The sequence below is a fragment of the Pseudomonas sp. NPDC090752 genome, from assembly GCF_055584805.1.
On sequence record NZ_JBVJLI010000009.1, the window covers coordinates 197,531 to 212,951 of the forward strand.

15 protein-coding genes and 1 pseudogene are annotated in these 15,421 nt (G+C 63.6%); 2 read left to right on the forward strand and 14 right to left on the reverse strand.

Annotated elements, in window-relative coordinates:
* Positions 1-367: 367 nt before the first annotated feature.
* Positions 368-946, reverse strand: a pseudogene (locus tag ACZ6YA_RS14680) (sterol desaturase family protein); the annotation flags it as partial.
* Positions 947-1,060: 114 nt separating this feature from the next.
* On the opposite strand from ACZ6YA_RS14680, the gene elbB reads away from it, so the two are divergent.
* Positions 1,061-1,726 carry an isoprenoid biosynthesis glyoxalase ElbB gene (gene elbB, locus ACZ6YA_RS14685; protein ID WP_465897841.1) on the forward strand — a complete coding sequence of 222 codons (666 nt, stop codon included), beginning with the start codon at positions 1,061-1,063 and terminating at the stop codon, positions 1,724-1,726.
* On the opposite strand, the gene ACZ6YA_RS14690 is transcribed toward elbB, so the two are convergent.
* From ACZ6YA_RS14690 to ACZ6YA_RS14725, 8 genes are all read right to left on the reverse strand, one after another.
* Entirely contained in the window at positions 1,727-2,179 is a 453-nt protein-coding gene (locus ACZ6YA_RS14690; RefSeq protein WP_400803978.1) for a YaiI/YqxD family protein, read from the reverse strand.
* A 116-nt stretch (positions 2,180-2,295) separates the two neighbouring features.
* A complete protein-coding gene (locus tag ACZ6YA_RS14695; protein ID WP_465897843.1) occupies positions 2,296-4,236 on the reverse strand; it encodes an FTR1 family protein in 1,941 nt (646 codons plus the stop codon).
* A gap of 97 nt (positions 4,237-4,333) precedes the next feature.
* Positions 4,334-5,752: an efflux transporter outer membrane subunit gene (locus ACZ6YA_RS14700; protein ID WP_465897844.1), complete on the reverse strand. Its 1,419-nt coding sequence runs from the start codon at positions 5,750-5,752 to the stop codon at positions 4,334-4,336.
* Positions 5,749-6,624 carry an efflux RND transporter periplasmic adaptor subunit gene (locus ACZ6YA_RS14705; protein ID WP_465897845.1) on the reverse strand — a complete coding sequence of 292 codons (876 nt, stop codon included), beginning with the start codon at positions 6,622-6,624 and terminating at the stop codon, positions 5,749-5,751. The genes ACZ6YA_RS14700 and ACZ6YA_RS14705 overlap by 4 nt, the downstream gene beginning before the upstream one ends.
* Positions 6,621-6,833 (reverse strand): DUF1656 domain-containing protein, encoded by a 213-nt coding sequence (locus ACZ6YA_RS14710; protein ID WP_274908143.1) that lies wholly within the window; start codon positions 6,831-6,833, stop codon positions 6,621-6,623. Before ACZ6YA_RS14710 ends, ACZ6YA_RS14705 begins: the two co-directional genes overlap by 4 nt.
* Entirely contained in the window at positions 6,830-8,917 is a 2,088-nt protein-coding gene (locus ACZ6YA_RS14715) for an FUSC family protein (protein ID WP_465897846.1), read from the reverse strand. Before ACZ6YA_RS14715 ends, ACZ6YA_RS14710 begins: the two co-directional genes overlap by 4 nt.
* Positions 8,914-9,366 carry a MarR family winged helix-turn-helix transcriptional regulator gene (locus ACZ6YA_RS14720; RefSeq protein WP_465897847.1) on the reverse strand — a complete coding sequence of 151 codons (453 nt, stop codon included), beginning with the start codon at positions 9,364-9,366 and terminating at the stop codon, positions 8,914-8,916. Before ACZ6YA_RS14720 ends, ACZ6YA_RS14715 begins: the two co-directional genes overlap by 4 nt.
* A 244-nt stretch (positions 9,367-9,610) precedes the next feature.
* Entirely contained in the window at positions 9,611-10,405 is a 795-nt protein-coding gene (locus ACZ6YA_RS14725) for a tetratricopeptide repeat protein (protein WP_465897848.1), read from the reverse strand.
* 206 nt (positions 10,406-10,611) lie between these two features.
* Here ACZ6YA_RS14725 and ACZ6YA_RS14730 point away from each other — a divergent pair, with 206 nt between their 5' ends.
* Positions 10,612-11,169, forward strand: a complete 558-nt coding sequence (locus tag ACZ6YA_RS14730; protein ID WP_465897863.1) for a WYL domain-containing protein — start codon at positions 10,612-10,614, stop codon at positions 11,167-11,169.
* 17 nt (positions 11,170-11,186) lie between these two features.
* Here the strand turns inward: ACZ6YA_RS14730 and ACZ6YA_RS14735 are convergent, their stop codons facing one another.
* From ACZ6YA_RS14735 to ACZ6YA_RS14755, 5 genes are all read right to left on the reverse strand, one after another.
* Positions 11,187-12,050 carry an ABC transporter permease gene (locus tag ACZ6YA_RS14735; RefSeq protein WP_465897849.1) on the reverse strand — a complete coding sequence of 288 codons (864 nt, stop codon included), beginning with the start codon at positions 12,048-12,050 and terminating at the stop codon, positions 11,187-11,189.
* Between the two features lie 14 nt (positions 12,051-12,064).
* A complete protein-coding gene (locus tag ACZ6YA_RS14740; protein ID WP_465897850.1) occupies positions 12,065-12,928 on the reverse strand; it encodes an ABC transporter ATP-binding protein in 864 nt (287 codons plus the stop codon).
* A 6-nt stretch (positions 12,929-12,934) separates the two neighbouring features.
* Complete coding sequence (locus tag ACZ6YA_RS14745) at positions 12,935-13,954, reverse strand: ABC transporter substrate-binding protein (RefSeq protein WP_465897851.1); 1,020 nt, start codon at positions 13,952-13,954, stop codon at positions 12,935-12,937.
* 17 nt (positions 13,955-13,971) lie between these two features.
* Positions 13,972-14,871, reverse strand: coding sequence for a TauD/TfdA dioxygenase family protein (locus tag ACZ6YA_RS14750; RefSeq protein ID WP_465897852.1), 900 nt, complete (start codon positions 14,869-14,871; stop codon positions 13,972-13,974).
* Positions 14,872-15,063: 192 nt separating this feature from the next.
* Positions 15,064-15,405, reverse strand: a complete 342-nt coding sequence (locus tag ACZ6YA_RS14755) for a tryptophan synthase subunit beta (RefSeq protein WP_465897864.1) — start codon at positions 15,403-15,405, stop codon at positions 15,064-15,066.
* Between the last annotated feature and the right edge of the window lie 16 nt (positions 15,406-15,421).

Sequence of the window (15,421 nt, forward strand, 5' to 3'; positions counted from 1 at the left end):
TGCCCAAGGCCACGTAAACACCAAACTGCAGCACTACGTAGACCTGCTGCGCCCGCCCCAGGGCGATTTCGAATTTGCGGAACAGCGCCAGGTTCTGCTTGGCCTGTGGATAACGGGCGGCCACGTCGGCCGGCCGCCAGCCGGTGGGCATGAACCAGATCCGCAGTTTGTCCCACAGGCTTTCGCTGCGTCGGGCATCGGCCCAGAGCTGGGCATAGAACTGCAGGTTGGCCCACAGCGGATTCCAGCTGGCCAGCGGCGTCGTCACGCCAAATACCACGGGCTCGGCCGGATCCTCCTCCTTGAATGTGCCGAACAGACGATCCCAGAGAATGAACACTCCGCCATAGTTACGATCCAAATAAGCAGGATTTTGCGCATGGTGGACCCGATGGTTGGACGGCGTGATCAGCACCCATTCGAGCCAGCCCAGCTTGGGAATGTGCCGGGTATGCACCCAGAATTGGTACAGCAGGTTAAGCGACGCCACGGTGATGAACACCAACGGCGGCACACCGATCAGCGCCAGTGGCAGATAGAAAATCCACGAAAAGATGAAGCCGCTGCTGGTCTGGCGCAGCGCGGTGGTGAGGTTGTATTCCTCGCTCTGGTGGTGCACCGAATGCGCTGCCCACAGCACGTTGCGCTCGTGGCCAAGGCGGTGCAGCCAGTAGTAGCAGAAGTCGTAGAGCACGAAGGCCAGCAGCCACACCCACCACGTGTCCGCTGGCAAACGCAGCAGCGCCAGGTGCTCCCAGGCCAACGCATAGGTCAGCAGCCCGACGCCTTTGGTCAGCAATCCGGTACTGGTCGACAGTACACCGGTGCTCAGACTGTTGATCGAATCGGCCAGGGTGAAACTGCGCTGGCCACGCATACGGTCGGCGACCAGTTCAACCGCGATCAACACGAAGAAAAAGGGCACGGCCAGCAGTATCAGGTCCATGGGACAGCAGCCTCGAAGGATATCCACAGAGATTAGGATGCGCCCCGAGCAATCCCTATGGCCACATCTGCCAAACTAGAGGACATTTAGCGCCTCGACACTGGAGTAATGAGCATGACGAAAAAAGTAGCGGTGATTCTTTCCGGCTGTGGCGTCTACGACGGCGCTGAAATCCATGAAAGCGTGATCACCCTGCTGCGCCTCGACCAGCGCGGCGCGCAGGTGCAGTGCTTTGCGCCGAATATCGCGCAACTGCACGTGATCGACCACCTGACGGGAGAAGAAATGCCCGAGTCGCGCAACGTACTGGTGGAGTCGGCACGTATCGCTCGGGGCGAGGTGAAAGATATCCGTGAAGCCAATGTTCAGGACTTTGATGCGCTGATCGTGCCGGGTGGCTTTGGTGCAGCCAAGAACCTCTCCGATTTTGCCGTGAAAGGCACCGAATGCACAGTGCAGCCGGATGTTCTGGCCCTGGCCGAGGCCTTCGCCGAAGCCTGCAAACCGGTCGGCCTGATGTGCATCTCACCGGCACTGGCGGCGAAAATCTACGGGCCGGGCGTGGTCTGCACCATCGGTATCGATGCCGGTACCGCCGCGGCGGTGGTCAAGATGGGTGGCACCCATGAAGAGTGCGATGTGCATGACATCGTCGAGGACACCCAACGCAAGTTGGTAACCACCCCGGCCTACATGTCGGCCAAGTCGATCAGTGAGGCGGCTGGTGGGATTTACAAGCTGGTGGACCGGGTGCTGGAGTTGACCCACGAAGGCGACTGATCAGCCCTTGCTCAGGCGGGTAAGGATACGGTCCAGCGCATTGGCGAACGCTTGCTTCTCACGTTCGCCATAAGGCGCCTGCCCACCGCCGACCTGCCCCTGCTCGCGCAACTCGGTGAACAGGTTGCGCACGGCCAGGCGCTCGCCCATGTTGCGCTCGTCGAATTCGCGGCCACGTGGGTCCAAGGCCGCCACGCCTTTCTTGATCAACCGGTCGGCCAGCGGGACGTCGCTGCAGATCACCAGTTCGCCGGGCTCGGCGTGCTCGACCAGGTAATCGTCGGCGGCGTCCATGCCGCTGGGCACCACGATCAGCCGTACCACGGCGAATGCCGGCTTGGCCACGGCCTGGCCGGCGACCATGATCACCTCGAGCTTGCGCTTGAGGGCGAATTTGACGATCAGGTCCTTGGCTGCCTTGGGGCAGGCGTCGGCGTCGATCCATATGCGCATGTAGCAATCTCTTCTGTCAGTACTGGCCTCTTCGCGGGGCAAGCCCGCTCCCACAAGGTTCTATGCAATCCTGTGGGAGCGGGCTTGCCCCGCGAAGAGGCCAGCTGCAACAACTACTAAACCGCAGCCCGCCGCTTCTCGGCCAGGCGACTGCGTCCATACAACACCACAATCGCCAGCAAGGCCACCGCCTGTGCGGCCAGCGAGTACGCATCGGCATGAATCCCCAGCCAGTCGAATTCGAAGAACGCCACCGGCCGCGTACCCAGCACGCCGGCCTCTTGCAGCGCCTTGACGCCATGCCCGGCAAACACCACCGATAGCGCACACAACAAGGCGGCGTTGATGCTGAAGAACAGCGACAGCGGCAACTTGGCCGAACCGCGCAGAATCACCCAGGCCAGGCCAACCAACAGCACCAGTGCCGTGGCGCCACCGGCCAATACCGCTTGATGCCCTGCAGGGCCCGCCTGTAGCCACAGCGTTTCATAGAACAGGATCACTTCGAACAGCTCCCGGTACACCGAGAAGAACGCCAGCATGGCAAAGCCGAAACGCCCGCCGCCACTGACCAGGCTGCTCTTGATGTAATCCTGCCAGGCCGCAGCGTGGCGGCGGTCGTGCATCCACACCCCCAGCCACAGCACCATCACCGCCGCGAACAGCGCCGTGCAGCCTTCCAGCAGCTCACGCTGGGCACCACCGACATCGATCACATAGGCCGCCAGGGCCCAGGTAGCGAAACCGGCCACCAGCGCCAGCGCCCAGCCGATATTGACGCTGCGCACCGCCGACTGTTGGCCGGTATTGCGCAGGAAGGCCAGGATCGCGGCCAGGACCAGAATGGCTTCAAGGCCTTCACGCAGCAGGATCAGCAGGCCGGAGATGTAGCTCAGCGACCAGCTCAGGCCATCGCTGCCGAGTAATTTGGCCGCTGCATCGAGTTTGCTCTTGGCTTCGGCCAAACGCTGTTCGACCTGGGCGACCGGCAAGCCATCTTGCAGTGACTGACGGTAGGCCATCAGCGACTTTTCGGTGTCTTTGCGCGCCTGGGTGTCGATGTTGTCCAACGAGCTTTCGACCAGCTCGAAACCTTCCAGATAGGCCGCTACCGACAGGTCGTAGGCCTGATCATGGTCACCCGCGCGATAGGCCGCGAGGCTCTTGTCCAGGGTGCTGGCGGTGTATTCGAGCAACTGCGCCGGGCCACGTTTGACTTGCGGCGGCTGGGCACGCTGGGCGCGGAAGGCCTCCACGGTGTCGGCGCCTTCGTTGCTGGCGACCTCAGCCGGTGTCTGGCGGGCCAGGTCGGCCAGGTTCCAGGTCTTGTCACCTTTAGCCGCCTGCGGGTCGGCAGTGAAGCTGGCGATATAGGCTGCGACGTCCCAGCGCTGGCGGTCATCGAGCTGGTCGGCGAAGGACGGCATCTCGGTGCCGTCGATGCCGAGGGCCAGGGTGTTGTAGAGGTCGAACAGGCTCAACTGATCGAGACGCGCCTTATTGCGCAGGTCGGCTGGTGCCGGTTCCAGACCGACGCCTGCCGGGCCGTCACCCGCCCCCGTGTCACCGTGGCAGATCGAGCAGTTCTGCGCATACAGCGACGCGCCACGGGCAGGGTCCGGGGTGATCACCGGCGCCTGGCTGACCTCGTAGGCCACTGCCAGGCGCGCGCCTAGCTGGCGGGCCTGTTTGGCGACTGTGGGGCCATTCTGGCGTTGCTCGATGGCTTGGCGCAGTGCTTGAACACCTTCCTCAAGAGCAGTTTGCTCAGCGTTTGCCGGCAGGCCTTTGACCAGGTCGGCCAACACGGCACTGAACTCCTGTTGCTCACGGTATTCGCCGCTGTCGATGACCTTGCCGTTACTGACGGTTGGCGGGTAGTCGGCACCGATGTAGTCGAGCAAGTGCAGGGCCTTGGTGGCCTCGGCAGGCGCTTCGGCCACGGCCAAGGTGCTGCACAGCGCCAGCACCGGGCCAAGCAGCAAAGCCGGCAACCAGGCAAGCAGGCGGGAACGGGTTTTCATGGCCAGTCTCGAAGGGAATACGAAAGAGAACATTGTTCACTTCCACTTTGCTTCGCTCAAGGCTTGTGGGCGGATTTCATGAAAAATCTTGCTACAAATCAGTTGAGCGCCTGTTTACCGGCAATGGGCCTCAAGGCTTGGCGCCCTCCTTCCAACCACCACCAAGCGCGAGGAACACCCCAATCTGCCCAACCGCCACCTGGCTATTCGCCGCTGCCAGCTGTGCACGCACATCGGTATAAGTCCGCGTAGCCTGCAAGTCCGCCAGGAACGACTCACGCCCAGCCTGGTAATACCGATGCGTCTGATCAGCCGCTTCCTTGGCCGACTGCTCCGCCTCGGCCAGCGCATCACGCCGGTCAAGCAAGGCGCTGTACTGCGCCAACCGGGTCTGGGTTTCGCGAATGGCATTCAGCACCACCCCATCGAAATGCGCCAATGCCGCCTGGGTCGAAGCCTCGGCCATGCGAATGCGCGCACGGGTGCCGTTGGTGGGAATGCTCCAGCTGATCTGAGGACCAAAGCCCCAGCGGTTGGTCGCAGGCTCGCCGAGGTTCTCGAGGATACCGATGGTGCCGACCTGGGCGCCGATGCTGATATCTGGGTACAGCGCCCCTGTGGCCACACCAATGGTCGCGGTAGCCGCCGCCAGTTGGCGTTCAGCCTGGCGCACATCAGGCCGGCGCTTGAGCAGCGCTGCACCATCGCCAACTGGGACCAGCTGGTTCAGGTGCGGCAACTCTGCACAATCGGCGGTGCCGGCAGGCAACTTATCCACAGGCTGCGCAAGCAATGCAGCCAAGGTGTACAGCCCGGTTTCGCGCTCGGCCTTGAAGCGCGGCAATTCGGCCCGCAACGACTTGAACTGAGTCTGCGAACGGGTGACCTGGGTTTCATCACCGCGCCCAGCGTCGCGCAGGCGCTGGTTGAGCTGCACGCTCTGCTGCTGCAGATCGAGCGACTCACGGGCGATGTGGTATTCCTCGTTGGCCGAGCACACCTGTGTGTAAGCCTTGACCACATCTGCCACCAGGGTGATGCGCGCGGTGTCGGCAGCGGCCTGGACGGCGTCGGCATTGGCCTTGGCGGCTTCGGTGCCGCGCTTGAGGGTGCCCCACAGGTCGAACTGGTACGAGGCGCTGATGATCGCCTCACCGATATTGGCCACCGGCACCTTTTCCGGCAGCAGGAAAGCTTCGCCGGACTCCTGCAAGCGTTGTGCACCCGCCTTGACGCCGCCATTGAAGCCGCCCTGCGACTCGGCCACTTCGACCTGAGCGCGGGCCTTGGCGATATTCGCCGCCGCCACGCGCAACTCGGTGTTGGCGCTCAACGCCTGGCGCACCAGTTCGTTCAGACGCTGATCCTGATACAGCTGCCACCAGTCCTCGGGTACCGGCGCCGACACCACGCTGTCGGCGTCCTGACGCAGCGGGCCGTTGAGGTCGCTGCGCTGCACAGCCGCGTCCTTGGGCACTTCATAGTCCGGGCCGACCATCATGCAAGCGCCCAGCGACAGGCAGAAACCAGCCAGGATCAGCTGTTTCATGGCTGCTGCCCCTCGATGATCGACACCGTGGCAGTGCGCCCGGCGATCATGCGGAAGTCTGCCGGCACGTCGTCGAAGGCGATGCGCACCGGAATGCGCTGGGCCAGCCTCACCCAGCTGAACGCCGGATTGACATTGGGCAACAGGTTGGCGCCGCTGCTGCGGTCACGGTCTTCGATACCGGCGGCAAAGCTCTGCACATGGCCGCGCAGGCGGGTGTTGTCGCCCATCACACGGATGTCCACCGCGTCGCCGATGTGGATGCCACCAAGCTTGGTTTCTTCGAAGTAGCCATCGACGTGGTAAGAAGCACTGTCGACCACCGACAGCACCGGGCGGCCGGCGGTGACGAATTCGTGGTTACGTGGGGCGCGGTCGTTGAGATAGCCGTCCACCGGGCTGCGCACCACCGAACGGTCAAGGTTGAGCTGGGCAGTATCGACCGCCACCTGCGCCTCGCTGACCGCCGACCGGGCGCGCGCTTCGCGGGACTGGCTCTCTTCCAGTTGCTCGGCCGCCACCAGGTTGCCCAGCTTGCGGTTGCGCTGTGCTTCACGGGAAGCCTGGGCCAGGGTTTCCTGGCGCTCGCCGAGGGTCGCCTTGGCCTGACGCAGCGCCAGGCTGAAGCGGTCCTGGTCGATGGTGAACAGCACGTCGCCGCGCTTGACGGTCTGGTTGTCGCGCACCTCGACGTTCTGGATCAACCCGGAAACATCCGGGGCGATCTGGATGACGTCGGCGCGGATGTGACCGTCACGGGTCCAGGGGGCGAACAGGTAGTACACCACCATCTGCCACACGAGCACGGCGGCGAAGGTCACTACCAGCAAGGTCAGGACCACACGGCCCAGGGTCAGCAAAGGTTTTTTCATGGCAGCATCAGGCTTCGGCAAAAATGGTCCACCGCGCCAAGCAGCACGGCATACAAAGCAACGTTGAACAGCGCCCGGTGCCAGACCAGGCGGTAGAAATGCACACGCACCAGCACCGCGTGCACCCCAAGGAACAGCAGGTAGGTGCCAAACATCATCACCAGCAGCGTGGGCAGGAACACCCCGCTGATATCCAGTTCACCGATCACAGGGGCGCTCCGTCCAGGCCGGGGGGCAGTTGCGGTTGTTCGGCTGGCTCAAGCATCACCTCGACTCCCGGCAGCAGCGCCAGACGCAGGCCGCTCAGGGCATGCAGCAGGTGGGTGCGGGCGTCGCCGCGTTCGTACAGCTCGTCAAGGTTCAGCGCCAGGCGTGCCCGCTCCATGTTGCGCAACAGCGCTGCGGGGGCATGCAGGCGTTCACCGGCGCGCAGGCAGGCGGCGTAATGGCCACCCACGTCCTCGATCACCGTTTGCAGGCGCTCGCGGGCCTGGTTGCCGGCACGTGGCAGGTAGGCCAGCAGGTCGAGCAAGTTCAGGCCCACGCGCAGGTCGCGCAGAGCTACGCCGCTGTCCTGGCCGGTCTGCGACAGGCGCGGCAGGTGCTGCATCAGGCGGTCGAGCATTTGCACCCCGACCTGGCGATGTTCGGCCAGGGTCGCCGGCTCGGTCATCTCGACGATGTCGCGCCACAAGAAGCGGGTCATGCGCTTGGCCGCCAGCTCGACGCCGAACGGGCGCATGACCAGGGTCCAGATGAAGGCGAACAGCAGTCCCACAGGGCCGGCCAGGTTGGAGTTGAGGAAAGTGAAGAAGTCGGCGTCGTAAGCGCCCTGGATGCTGATGAAGGTCGAGGTATTGACGATGGTCAGCAAGGTGCCCAGATAGAAGCGCGGCTGCACAGTCAGGGTGCCAACGCAGATGAATGGCACAGCGAAGGCCAGTACCAGCATCGGGAAGTCATGCAGGTTCGGCAGTACCAGGAACAGGTACAGGCTGGAGAAGATCACCGACATCAACGTCCAGAAGAAGAATCGGTAGATCTGCGGCGCCGGGTCGTCCATGGCCGCGAAGAAGCTGCACGACACCGCGGCCAGGATCACCGCGCTGGCGCCGTCATTCCAGCCCAGGCCGATCCACAGGCCGCAGGCAACGATAATCGCCAGCACGGTGGACACCACCGAGTAGAGCATCAGCCCACGGTCGAAGAACGGTGTCAGTCGGCCAAGGCGCCAGTGGCGATATACCGCCCGCCAAGGTTTGGGGTCGTCTGTGCGCAGAGCATGTTGCAGGGTGCAGCAGTCCTGCCAGAGGTCGGCCCATTCGGCCAGGCGATAAAGCGCGTTGGACAGCAGCAGCTCGGCGCGCTGGTCGAGGGCAGCCGCGCCGGGTTGCAGGCGGTCGATCTTCTCGTGCAGGGCGGTCCAGCGTGCTACCGAGGCGCTGTCGGCGGTGCCTTTGAGCCATTCGCGGGCGGCAGCCAGCACCGGTTGCAACTGGGCGAATTGGGCAGGCGCGCGGCCTTCGAGCGCCACCAGGGCGTCGTCGAGGGCATCGATCACCGGCAACAGGTGGATCATCCGCCCGCGCAGCTCCCGGGCGTTCTTCAGGGTGTGCGGGCCGGCGCCTTCGTGGCCGAGCTGGCCAATCATCAATTCCAGCGAGTTGAACGTGGCAACCATCGCGCCGCGCATGCCGCCGACCTTGTCGGCGGCCACATCTCGGGCAAGGTAAGTGTCGCTGTAGCGGATCGCTTCGCTGAACCAGCTGCCGGTCGCGCCGACCACCACTGGTGCCAGGCGCCGCGGCCAGAAGATCGCACCGACCACCGCTGCGCAGACGATCCCCAGGCAGATTTCCTGGGCACGGGAAGAGGCCACGTCGAACACCGCCAGTGGATTGTCGACCACTGCCAGGGCGATCATCGGCAGCGTGTAGCCGGCCAGCATGAGCACGTAGTTGTTGGCTGTGCGCAGGTTCAGCGACAGGTATAGCAAGGTCCCCGTCCACAGCGCGATGGCCACCGTCAGCAACAAGGGCGACTGCACCAGCGGCGGCACCAGGAAGATCGCCCCTCCGGCCCCCAGCAGCGTACCCACGGCGCGATACAGGGCCTTGGAACTGGTTGGCCCGACAAACGGGCTGGAGACGATGTACACGGTCGCCATCGCCCAGTACGGGCGCGGCAGCTGCATCAGCAGGGCGATGTACAGGGCGATCATCGACGCGGCGAAGGTACGTACGCCGTAGAACCAGTCGCGCGCCGGTGGTACCGAGCTGAAGAAGCCGTTCATGCCACCCCGCCAGCAGTGCCCAGGCCGGCGGCCTCGAAGGCGCGCAACACGCGCAAGGCGGCTTGCAGGTCGGCCTCGTCGAGGCCCTGCAGCACGTCCTGGCGCACTCGCACCAGCTCGGCTTCGATGGCTTCGGCCAGGGCGCGGCCTTCGGCGGTCAGGCTCAGGGCCTTGGCGCGGCGGTCCAGGGGATCCTCGCTGCGGCATACCAGGCCGGCCTTGCACAGCTGGTCGAGCAGGCGCACCAGCGACGGGCTTTCCAGGCCTGCAGCCTGGGCTACGGCGACCTGGTGCACGCCATCGCCCAGGCGCACGATCATCAGCAAGGGTGCGGCGCAGGCTTCGGAGATACCGTAGCTGGTCAAAGCCGTATGGCAGATGCGCCGCCAATGGCGTGCCGCAACGACCATGCCGCTGCTGACTTGCAGGCGCAGGGAATCAAGCGTCATGTGAGGAACCAATGATATTCATAGTTTGCTAACTATCAATATACGCCTGGCCCTCCCCCTGTCGTCAACCGGGGGTGACGGGGGGTTTGGATAAATTGTTGTTCATCCTGAAGGATCAAGGTTGCCGCATCGGGCTCTTTCGCGGGCAAGCCCGCTCCCACAGAGACCCCGCTGATGCAAACATTGCGGTGTACCTGTGGGAGCGGGCTTGCCCGCGAAAGGGTCTGATCAGTCAATACAAAGCTCAGGGCTGAACCTGGTCTTCGAGCTTCATCGCCAACGCCAGTGTGCTACCCATCTGCACAGCCCTATCGCGCCAATCCAGATACCGCGTTCCGTCACGTCGGCTGAAATGCACCGCCAACTCCTCGGCCGCCTGCATCACCCCGGTGGCAGCCGCCAACTCCAGCCAGTACAGCGCCGCCCTGGTATCCGCCACCACATGCAGTCCATGCAACAACCGATACCCCACTTCGAACCGGCAACGCACCTCACCCCGCTCGGCACCTCGTAGAAACCACTGGTAAGCCTGGACCAGGTCCACCTGCCAGCCCAGTTCGGCATCGCAGACCTCTTCTTCATACAGGTCTCCGAGCGCGGCTGCCGCGTGCAGCATGCCCCGCTCAAAAGCCTGGCGATAACATTCCGCGGCCTGGACATAGGACGTATCGACACCTTTGCCAAAGTAGTGCTGCTGCCCCAGGTTGAACCAGGCCGCTGCATTGCCCTGCAGGGCCGCCATGCGCAGCAGATGCCCGGCCAGCACGGTGTCGGCACGCCAGTACTTGCCATTGAGCCAGATCCAGCCGAGGTCGTTGAGCGCAGCCACATTGCCGGCCAGCGCTTGCTGGCGCAGGTCGGCATACACCGCCTGCAGGTCCGCCGCTTCGTCCAGGCGCCTGACCAGCAGTGTCCGCTGGCTCGGTAACCCTACCCCGGCGAACAGCCGCTGTCGCCGCCCAGCGGGTGTTGGGGACGGCGTGACCTGCTCTGGCAGAAGGCGGGCGAGCAGCGAATGGATATTGCTGACAGCAGACATGTTCATCCTCATTGAACGACCCACAGGCCCGACCTCGGCTGTGATGAGGCGTGATTTTGCGCGACGTCACGTCAAAACCTGTCGCGAACGAACCGCCGCAAGGCAACCAAATGGCGGAACCTTGATCTGAGAGGGTCGTGGCTAATTGCCATGACCCGCCCATGCCGCCATCCTGTTGCGGCAAGCCTAGACAAGGACGTTACCTTTTGCCGTTCGCCACCACCCGCGCCACCCTCAGCCGTCAGTGGGCGCTGCTGCGCCAGCTCCCCAGTCGCTCGCCGGGTACCACCAGCGCCGACCTCGTCTGGCGCCTGCGTGATGTGGGCTTCAATGTCAGCAAACGCACGGTGGAACGCGACCTCAACGAGCTGTCGCTGATCTTTCCACTGGAGCGCAACGACAAGAGCATTCCGTTTGGCTGGCATTGGTCGGCAAGTGTCGTGGGGGAGTTGCGCGGGAATTTCGATCTGTTGGGTTATCTGCGAGGTGAAACGCAACAGCCGGCGCCGGGTGATGGGCTGGAGCTGCAGGCCTGGGTCAGTGACCCCGTGGCGCGGCAGCTGCGCGATGCGCCATTGAGCGCGGACATGCAACTGATCGCCCTGGAGCAAGGCCATCGGCTGCGGGCCACGGTGGAGGATGGCTGGGCGCTGCGCTGGTGGGTGCTGAGCCAGGGGGATGGGGTGATGGTGGAACAGCCGGATCAGCTGCGGGATGAGATTGCCAAGACCCTGAACAATGCGGCTGCCCAGTACCAGAATTAGTTGCCTGTACAGGTGCGCTAGCGCTGCATCCCCCAGCGCCGAACCGTCAGCCGCTCGAGGGTATTGAACACCAGGCCCTCGACCAGCAACCCGATCAGAATCACCACCGCCAGCCCAGCAAACACCTTGTCGGTATACAGCTCGTTACGGTTCTGGAAGATGTACCACCCCAGCCCGCCCTTGCCGCTGCTGGCGCCGAACACCAGCTCGGCGGCGATCAGCGTACGCCAGGCAAACGCCCAGCCAATCTTCAGCCCCGACAGGATCGACGGCAGTGCCGCCGGCACCAGGATATGCAGCACCAGCCGTAGCCCCTTCAGGCCATAGTTGCGCCCGGCCATGCGCAGGGTCTCCGAGACCCCGAGAAAGCCCGCGTAGGTATTCAGCGCCAGCGCCCAGAGTACAGAGTGCACCAGCACGAAGATCAGGCTGTTGTCGCCCAATCCGAACCACAGCAGGGCCAACGGCAGCAGGGCAATCGCTGGCAGCGGGTTGAACATCGAGGTCAGCGTGCCCAACAGATCGCGTCCAATCTGGGTCGATACCGCCAGGCTGGTCAGGCCGAAGGCCAGGACGATACCCAGCAGGTAACCCTTGAGCAGGATCACCAGCGACACGCCGACCTTGGCCGGCAGTTCGCCGCTGGCCAGGCCGTCCCAAAGTGCTGCCGCGGTCTGCAGGAAGGTTGGCAGCAGCAGGTCGTTGTCCTGGTAGCGGGCGATGGCCTCCCACAACACGGCGATCACCACGAGGATCACCGCCTTGCGCAGCCAGCCTTGCTGCCACAGGCGCTGGGCCAGCGGCAGGTTGCGTTCCAGAGGCACACTGAGCAGCGGCTCCAGCTGCACCTCGTATTCCTGACGTACAGGTGTAGTGGTCACGGTTGAAGCTCCTGTCAGTAGGCGATGCGGATGTCGTTGAAGCCCAGTTCGTCTGGCTGTTGCGGGGCCTCGGCCTCGTCAAACAACAAACGATGGATGCGCTGCGCGCAGGCCTGGAAGTCACTGGCGCCGAGGCTGCCGAGGTCGTATTGATGGCTGTGCACTTCGGCCCGTACCCGCCCCGGGTGAGGCGACAGCAGCAAGATGCGGTTACCGACCACCAGCGCCTCCTCGATGGAGTGGGTGACGAACAGCAAGGTGAAGCGCACCTCTTCCCACAGCAGCAACAGTTCTTCCTGCATCTTGCGCCGGGTCAGCGCATCGAGTGCGGCGAACGGTTCGTCCATCAGCAGAATCTTCGGTTGCGTGGCCAGCGCCCGAGCAATTGCAACACGTGCTTTCATGCCGCCTGACAGGGTGTGCGGGTAAGCGTCGGCAAAGCTCGCCAGGCCGACCTTCTCCAGGTAATGCAAGGCCCGCTGTTCAGCCTCGACACGTTTGAGCTGGCCGGACACCAGCAACGGGAACATGACGTTCTGCTTCACCGTCTTCCACGGCGGCAGCTGGTCGAACTCCTGAAATACCACGATGCGATCGGGGCCCGGGCCTTTGACCGGCTGACCCTGCAGCAGGATCTGCCCTTCCTGCGGGCTGATGAACCCGGCCACGGCCTTGAGCAGCGTGGACTTGCCGCACCCCGAGGGGCCCAGCAAGACAAAACGGTCGGCACGGTCGACTTCGAAGCTGACCTGGTGGGTGGCCCGCACCACGCGCTGCGCGGTGCGGTATTCGAGGCTGAGGTTGTCCACCTCGAGCAACGGCGGTGTCGCGACACGGCTCAGGTTGCTGGCCGTGTGGCCTGGCAATGGGGCGGTCATGGTCGGTCAGCTCCCTTGCAGCGGGCGTTCATCCTGGAAGAAGTAGTCCTTCCACGATTCCGGCTTGTGCTTGATGGCGCCAACTCGATAGAGGAAGTCGGCCAGTTTGTAGGTGTTCTTCGGCGTGACGGTGAATTCGTACTGCGGGTTGTCGATCAGCTTGATCAGCGCGTCGCGGTCGATCTTGGCCTTGGTCACGCGAATGTAAGTGTCGGCGGCGGCCGCCTTGTCTTTCTGGGCAAAGTCCGCGGCTTCTGCCAGCGCATCGACGAAGGCCTTGTAGGTTTTTGGGTTGTCGTTGCGGAATTTTTCGGTGGCGAACAACAGGGTCGGCGAGTTGGGGCCCAGCAGGTCGTAGCTGTTGAGCACCACGTGCACGTCCTTGTTGGCCAGCGCCTGGTCCTGGAACGGCGGGTTGGAGAAGTGCCCATTGAGTTCGGTGCCACCGGCCAGCAAGGCAGCGGTGGCATCCGGGTGCGGCACGGCCAGGGTGTACTTGTCGAGGCGGTTGTACTCTTTGTCGCCCCACTGCTGCGCAGCGGCGTACTGCAGGAAACGCGACTGCACCGAGACGCCCACGGCCGGCACGGCGATGCGGTCCTTGTCGGAGATGTCGGCCACGGTTTTCACGTTCGGGTTGCTGCTGACCAAGTAGTACGGGAAGTTACCCAGCGAGGCCACGGCCTTGACGTTCTGCCGGCCACGAGTGCGGTCCCAGACGGTCAGCAGCGGGCCGACGCCGGCACCGGCAATGTCTACCGAGCCGGACAACAACGCGTCATTGATTACGGCGCCACCGGACAGCTGAGCCCAGTCGACTTTGATGTCGAGGCCCTGCTGCTTGCCGTGCTTCTCGATCAGGTGCTGGTCGCGCACCACGTTGAGCAGCAGGTAAACGATACCGAACTGCTCGGCGATGCGGATCTCGCCTTCGGCATGGGCCACGGTGGGGGCAGCAAGGCTGCCGATAACCAGGCTGGCGCCCAGGCCGATGCTGGCCGCCAGGCGGCTGATGGATTTGCGCATGATGGTGTCCTCAGTCGTCAGAACGGGGCGTCGCCCTGGATGGTGGTACGGAACAATTTGCGCCGCAGGTGCGCAGGGCAACCGGCTGCCAGGTGAATCAACGAGCGGTTGTCCCAGAACACCAGGTCGTGGGGCTGCCATTGATGGCGATAGATGTTCTGTTCGAGCACGCTCAGGGCATACAGCTGCTGCAGCACGTCGCGGCTTTCATCATCCGGCAGGCCGACGATGCGGGTGGTGAAGCCTTCGCTGACGAACAGCGCCTTGCGGCCGTTTTCAGGGTGGGTACGCACCACCGGGTGGATGACTTCGTTGACCTGCGCCAGCTGCTCGGCGGTCAGGGTCGGGCGCCAGTTGCCTTCGAACTTGGTCTCGGCGTAACGGGCGGTGTAGGAGTGGGCGGCACTGCGATTTTCGACCACCTTGCGCAACGCCTCTGGCACCGCGTCCCAGGCCTTGTGCATGTCGGCGAACAGGGTGTCGCCGCCTTCGCTGGGCAGCTCCTGGGCGTGCAGCATGGAGCCAAGGCTGGGGAGTTCTTTGTACGACAGGTCCGAATGCCAGAACTTACCGGCATCGCCCAGGCCTATGTTCTGGCCGTTCTCGATGATGTTGGAGACGATCAGGATTTCCGGGTGGCCGGCCAGCAGAAACTGCTTGAGCACGTGGATCTGCAGCTCACCGAAGCGGCGGCTGAAGCTGATCTGCTGTTCAGGGCTGATGCGCTGGTCGCGGAACACCAGGACGTGATGGTCGAGGTGGGCGCGATGAATACGTTGGAAATCCTCGGCGTTTACCGGTTTGGCCAGGTCCAGGCCGATGACCTCGGCGCCGACGGCACCGGAAAACGGGCGAATTTCGATGGATTGCGGCTGGGCGCTGTCGATGGACGACAAGGCATTCGAGGCGGCAGACATTGTTCACTCCCACGCAGTGCGCGACTTCAATGGCGCGCAACGATCAGAAACGCACGGGGATTTCCCGTGTGGGTTCAAGTCGTGCGGCGCATCGATTGGTCGACGGGTACGCAGTGGGGTGACTATAAAGTCATAAGAAAAATACTTTAAATACCGTTAAAGAATAACGATATGAGCGGGCTGAGCAGGCCCTTAGATCAGCCCGCCCTCCTCTTCTTCCTCGATCAGGTTGGTCAAGCTGCCGAGTGCCTTTCGCGCCGTGGAACGGCTGAGCAGCTTGGCCTGGGCGCCGGGCGGCAGGTCGGTGATGCTGAACACGCCTTTGGCAGTGAGCACTTCGATCAAGTCCTCGAGCACCCGGATCATGTCCAGGTCGCTCTGTTTGAGCTGCTTGAGGCTGTTCTCGACCAGATCGTCAGCGAACCACTCCTGGATCTCGGCGTGGTCCGCCGGGAGAATTTCGCTAAAGCCTTCGTAGGAGGCGGCTTCTACTCGCTGCAACTGGCCCTCGGCGTCGCGTTGCACGTAGAACATGGCGTCGTCCCTCGTC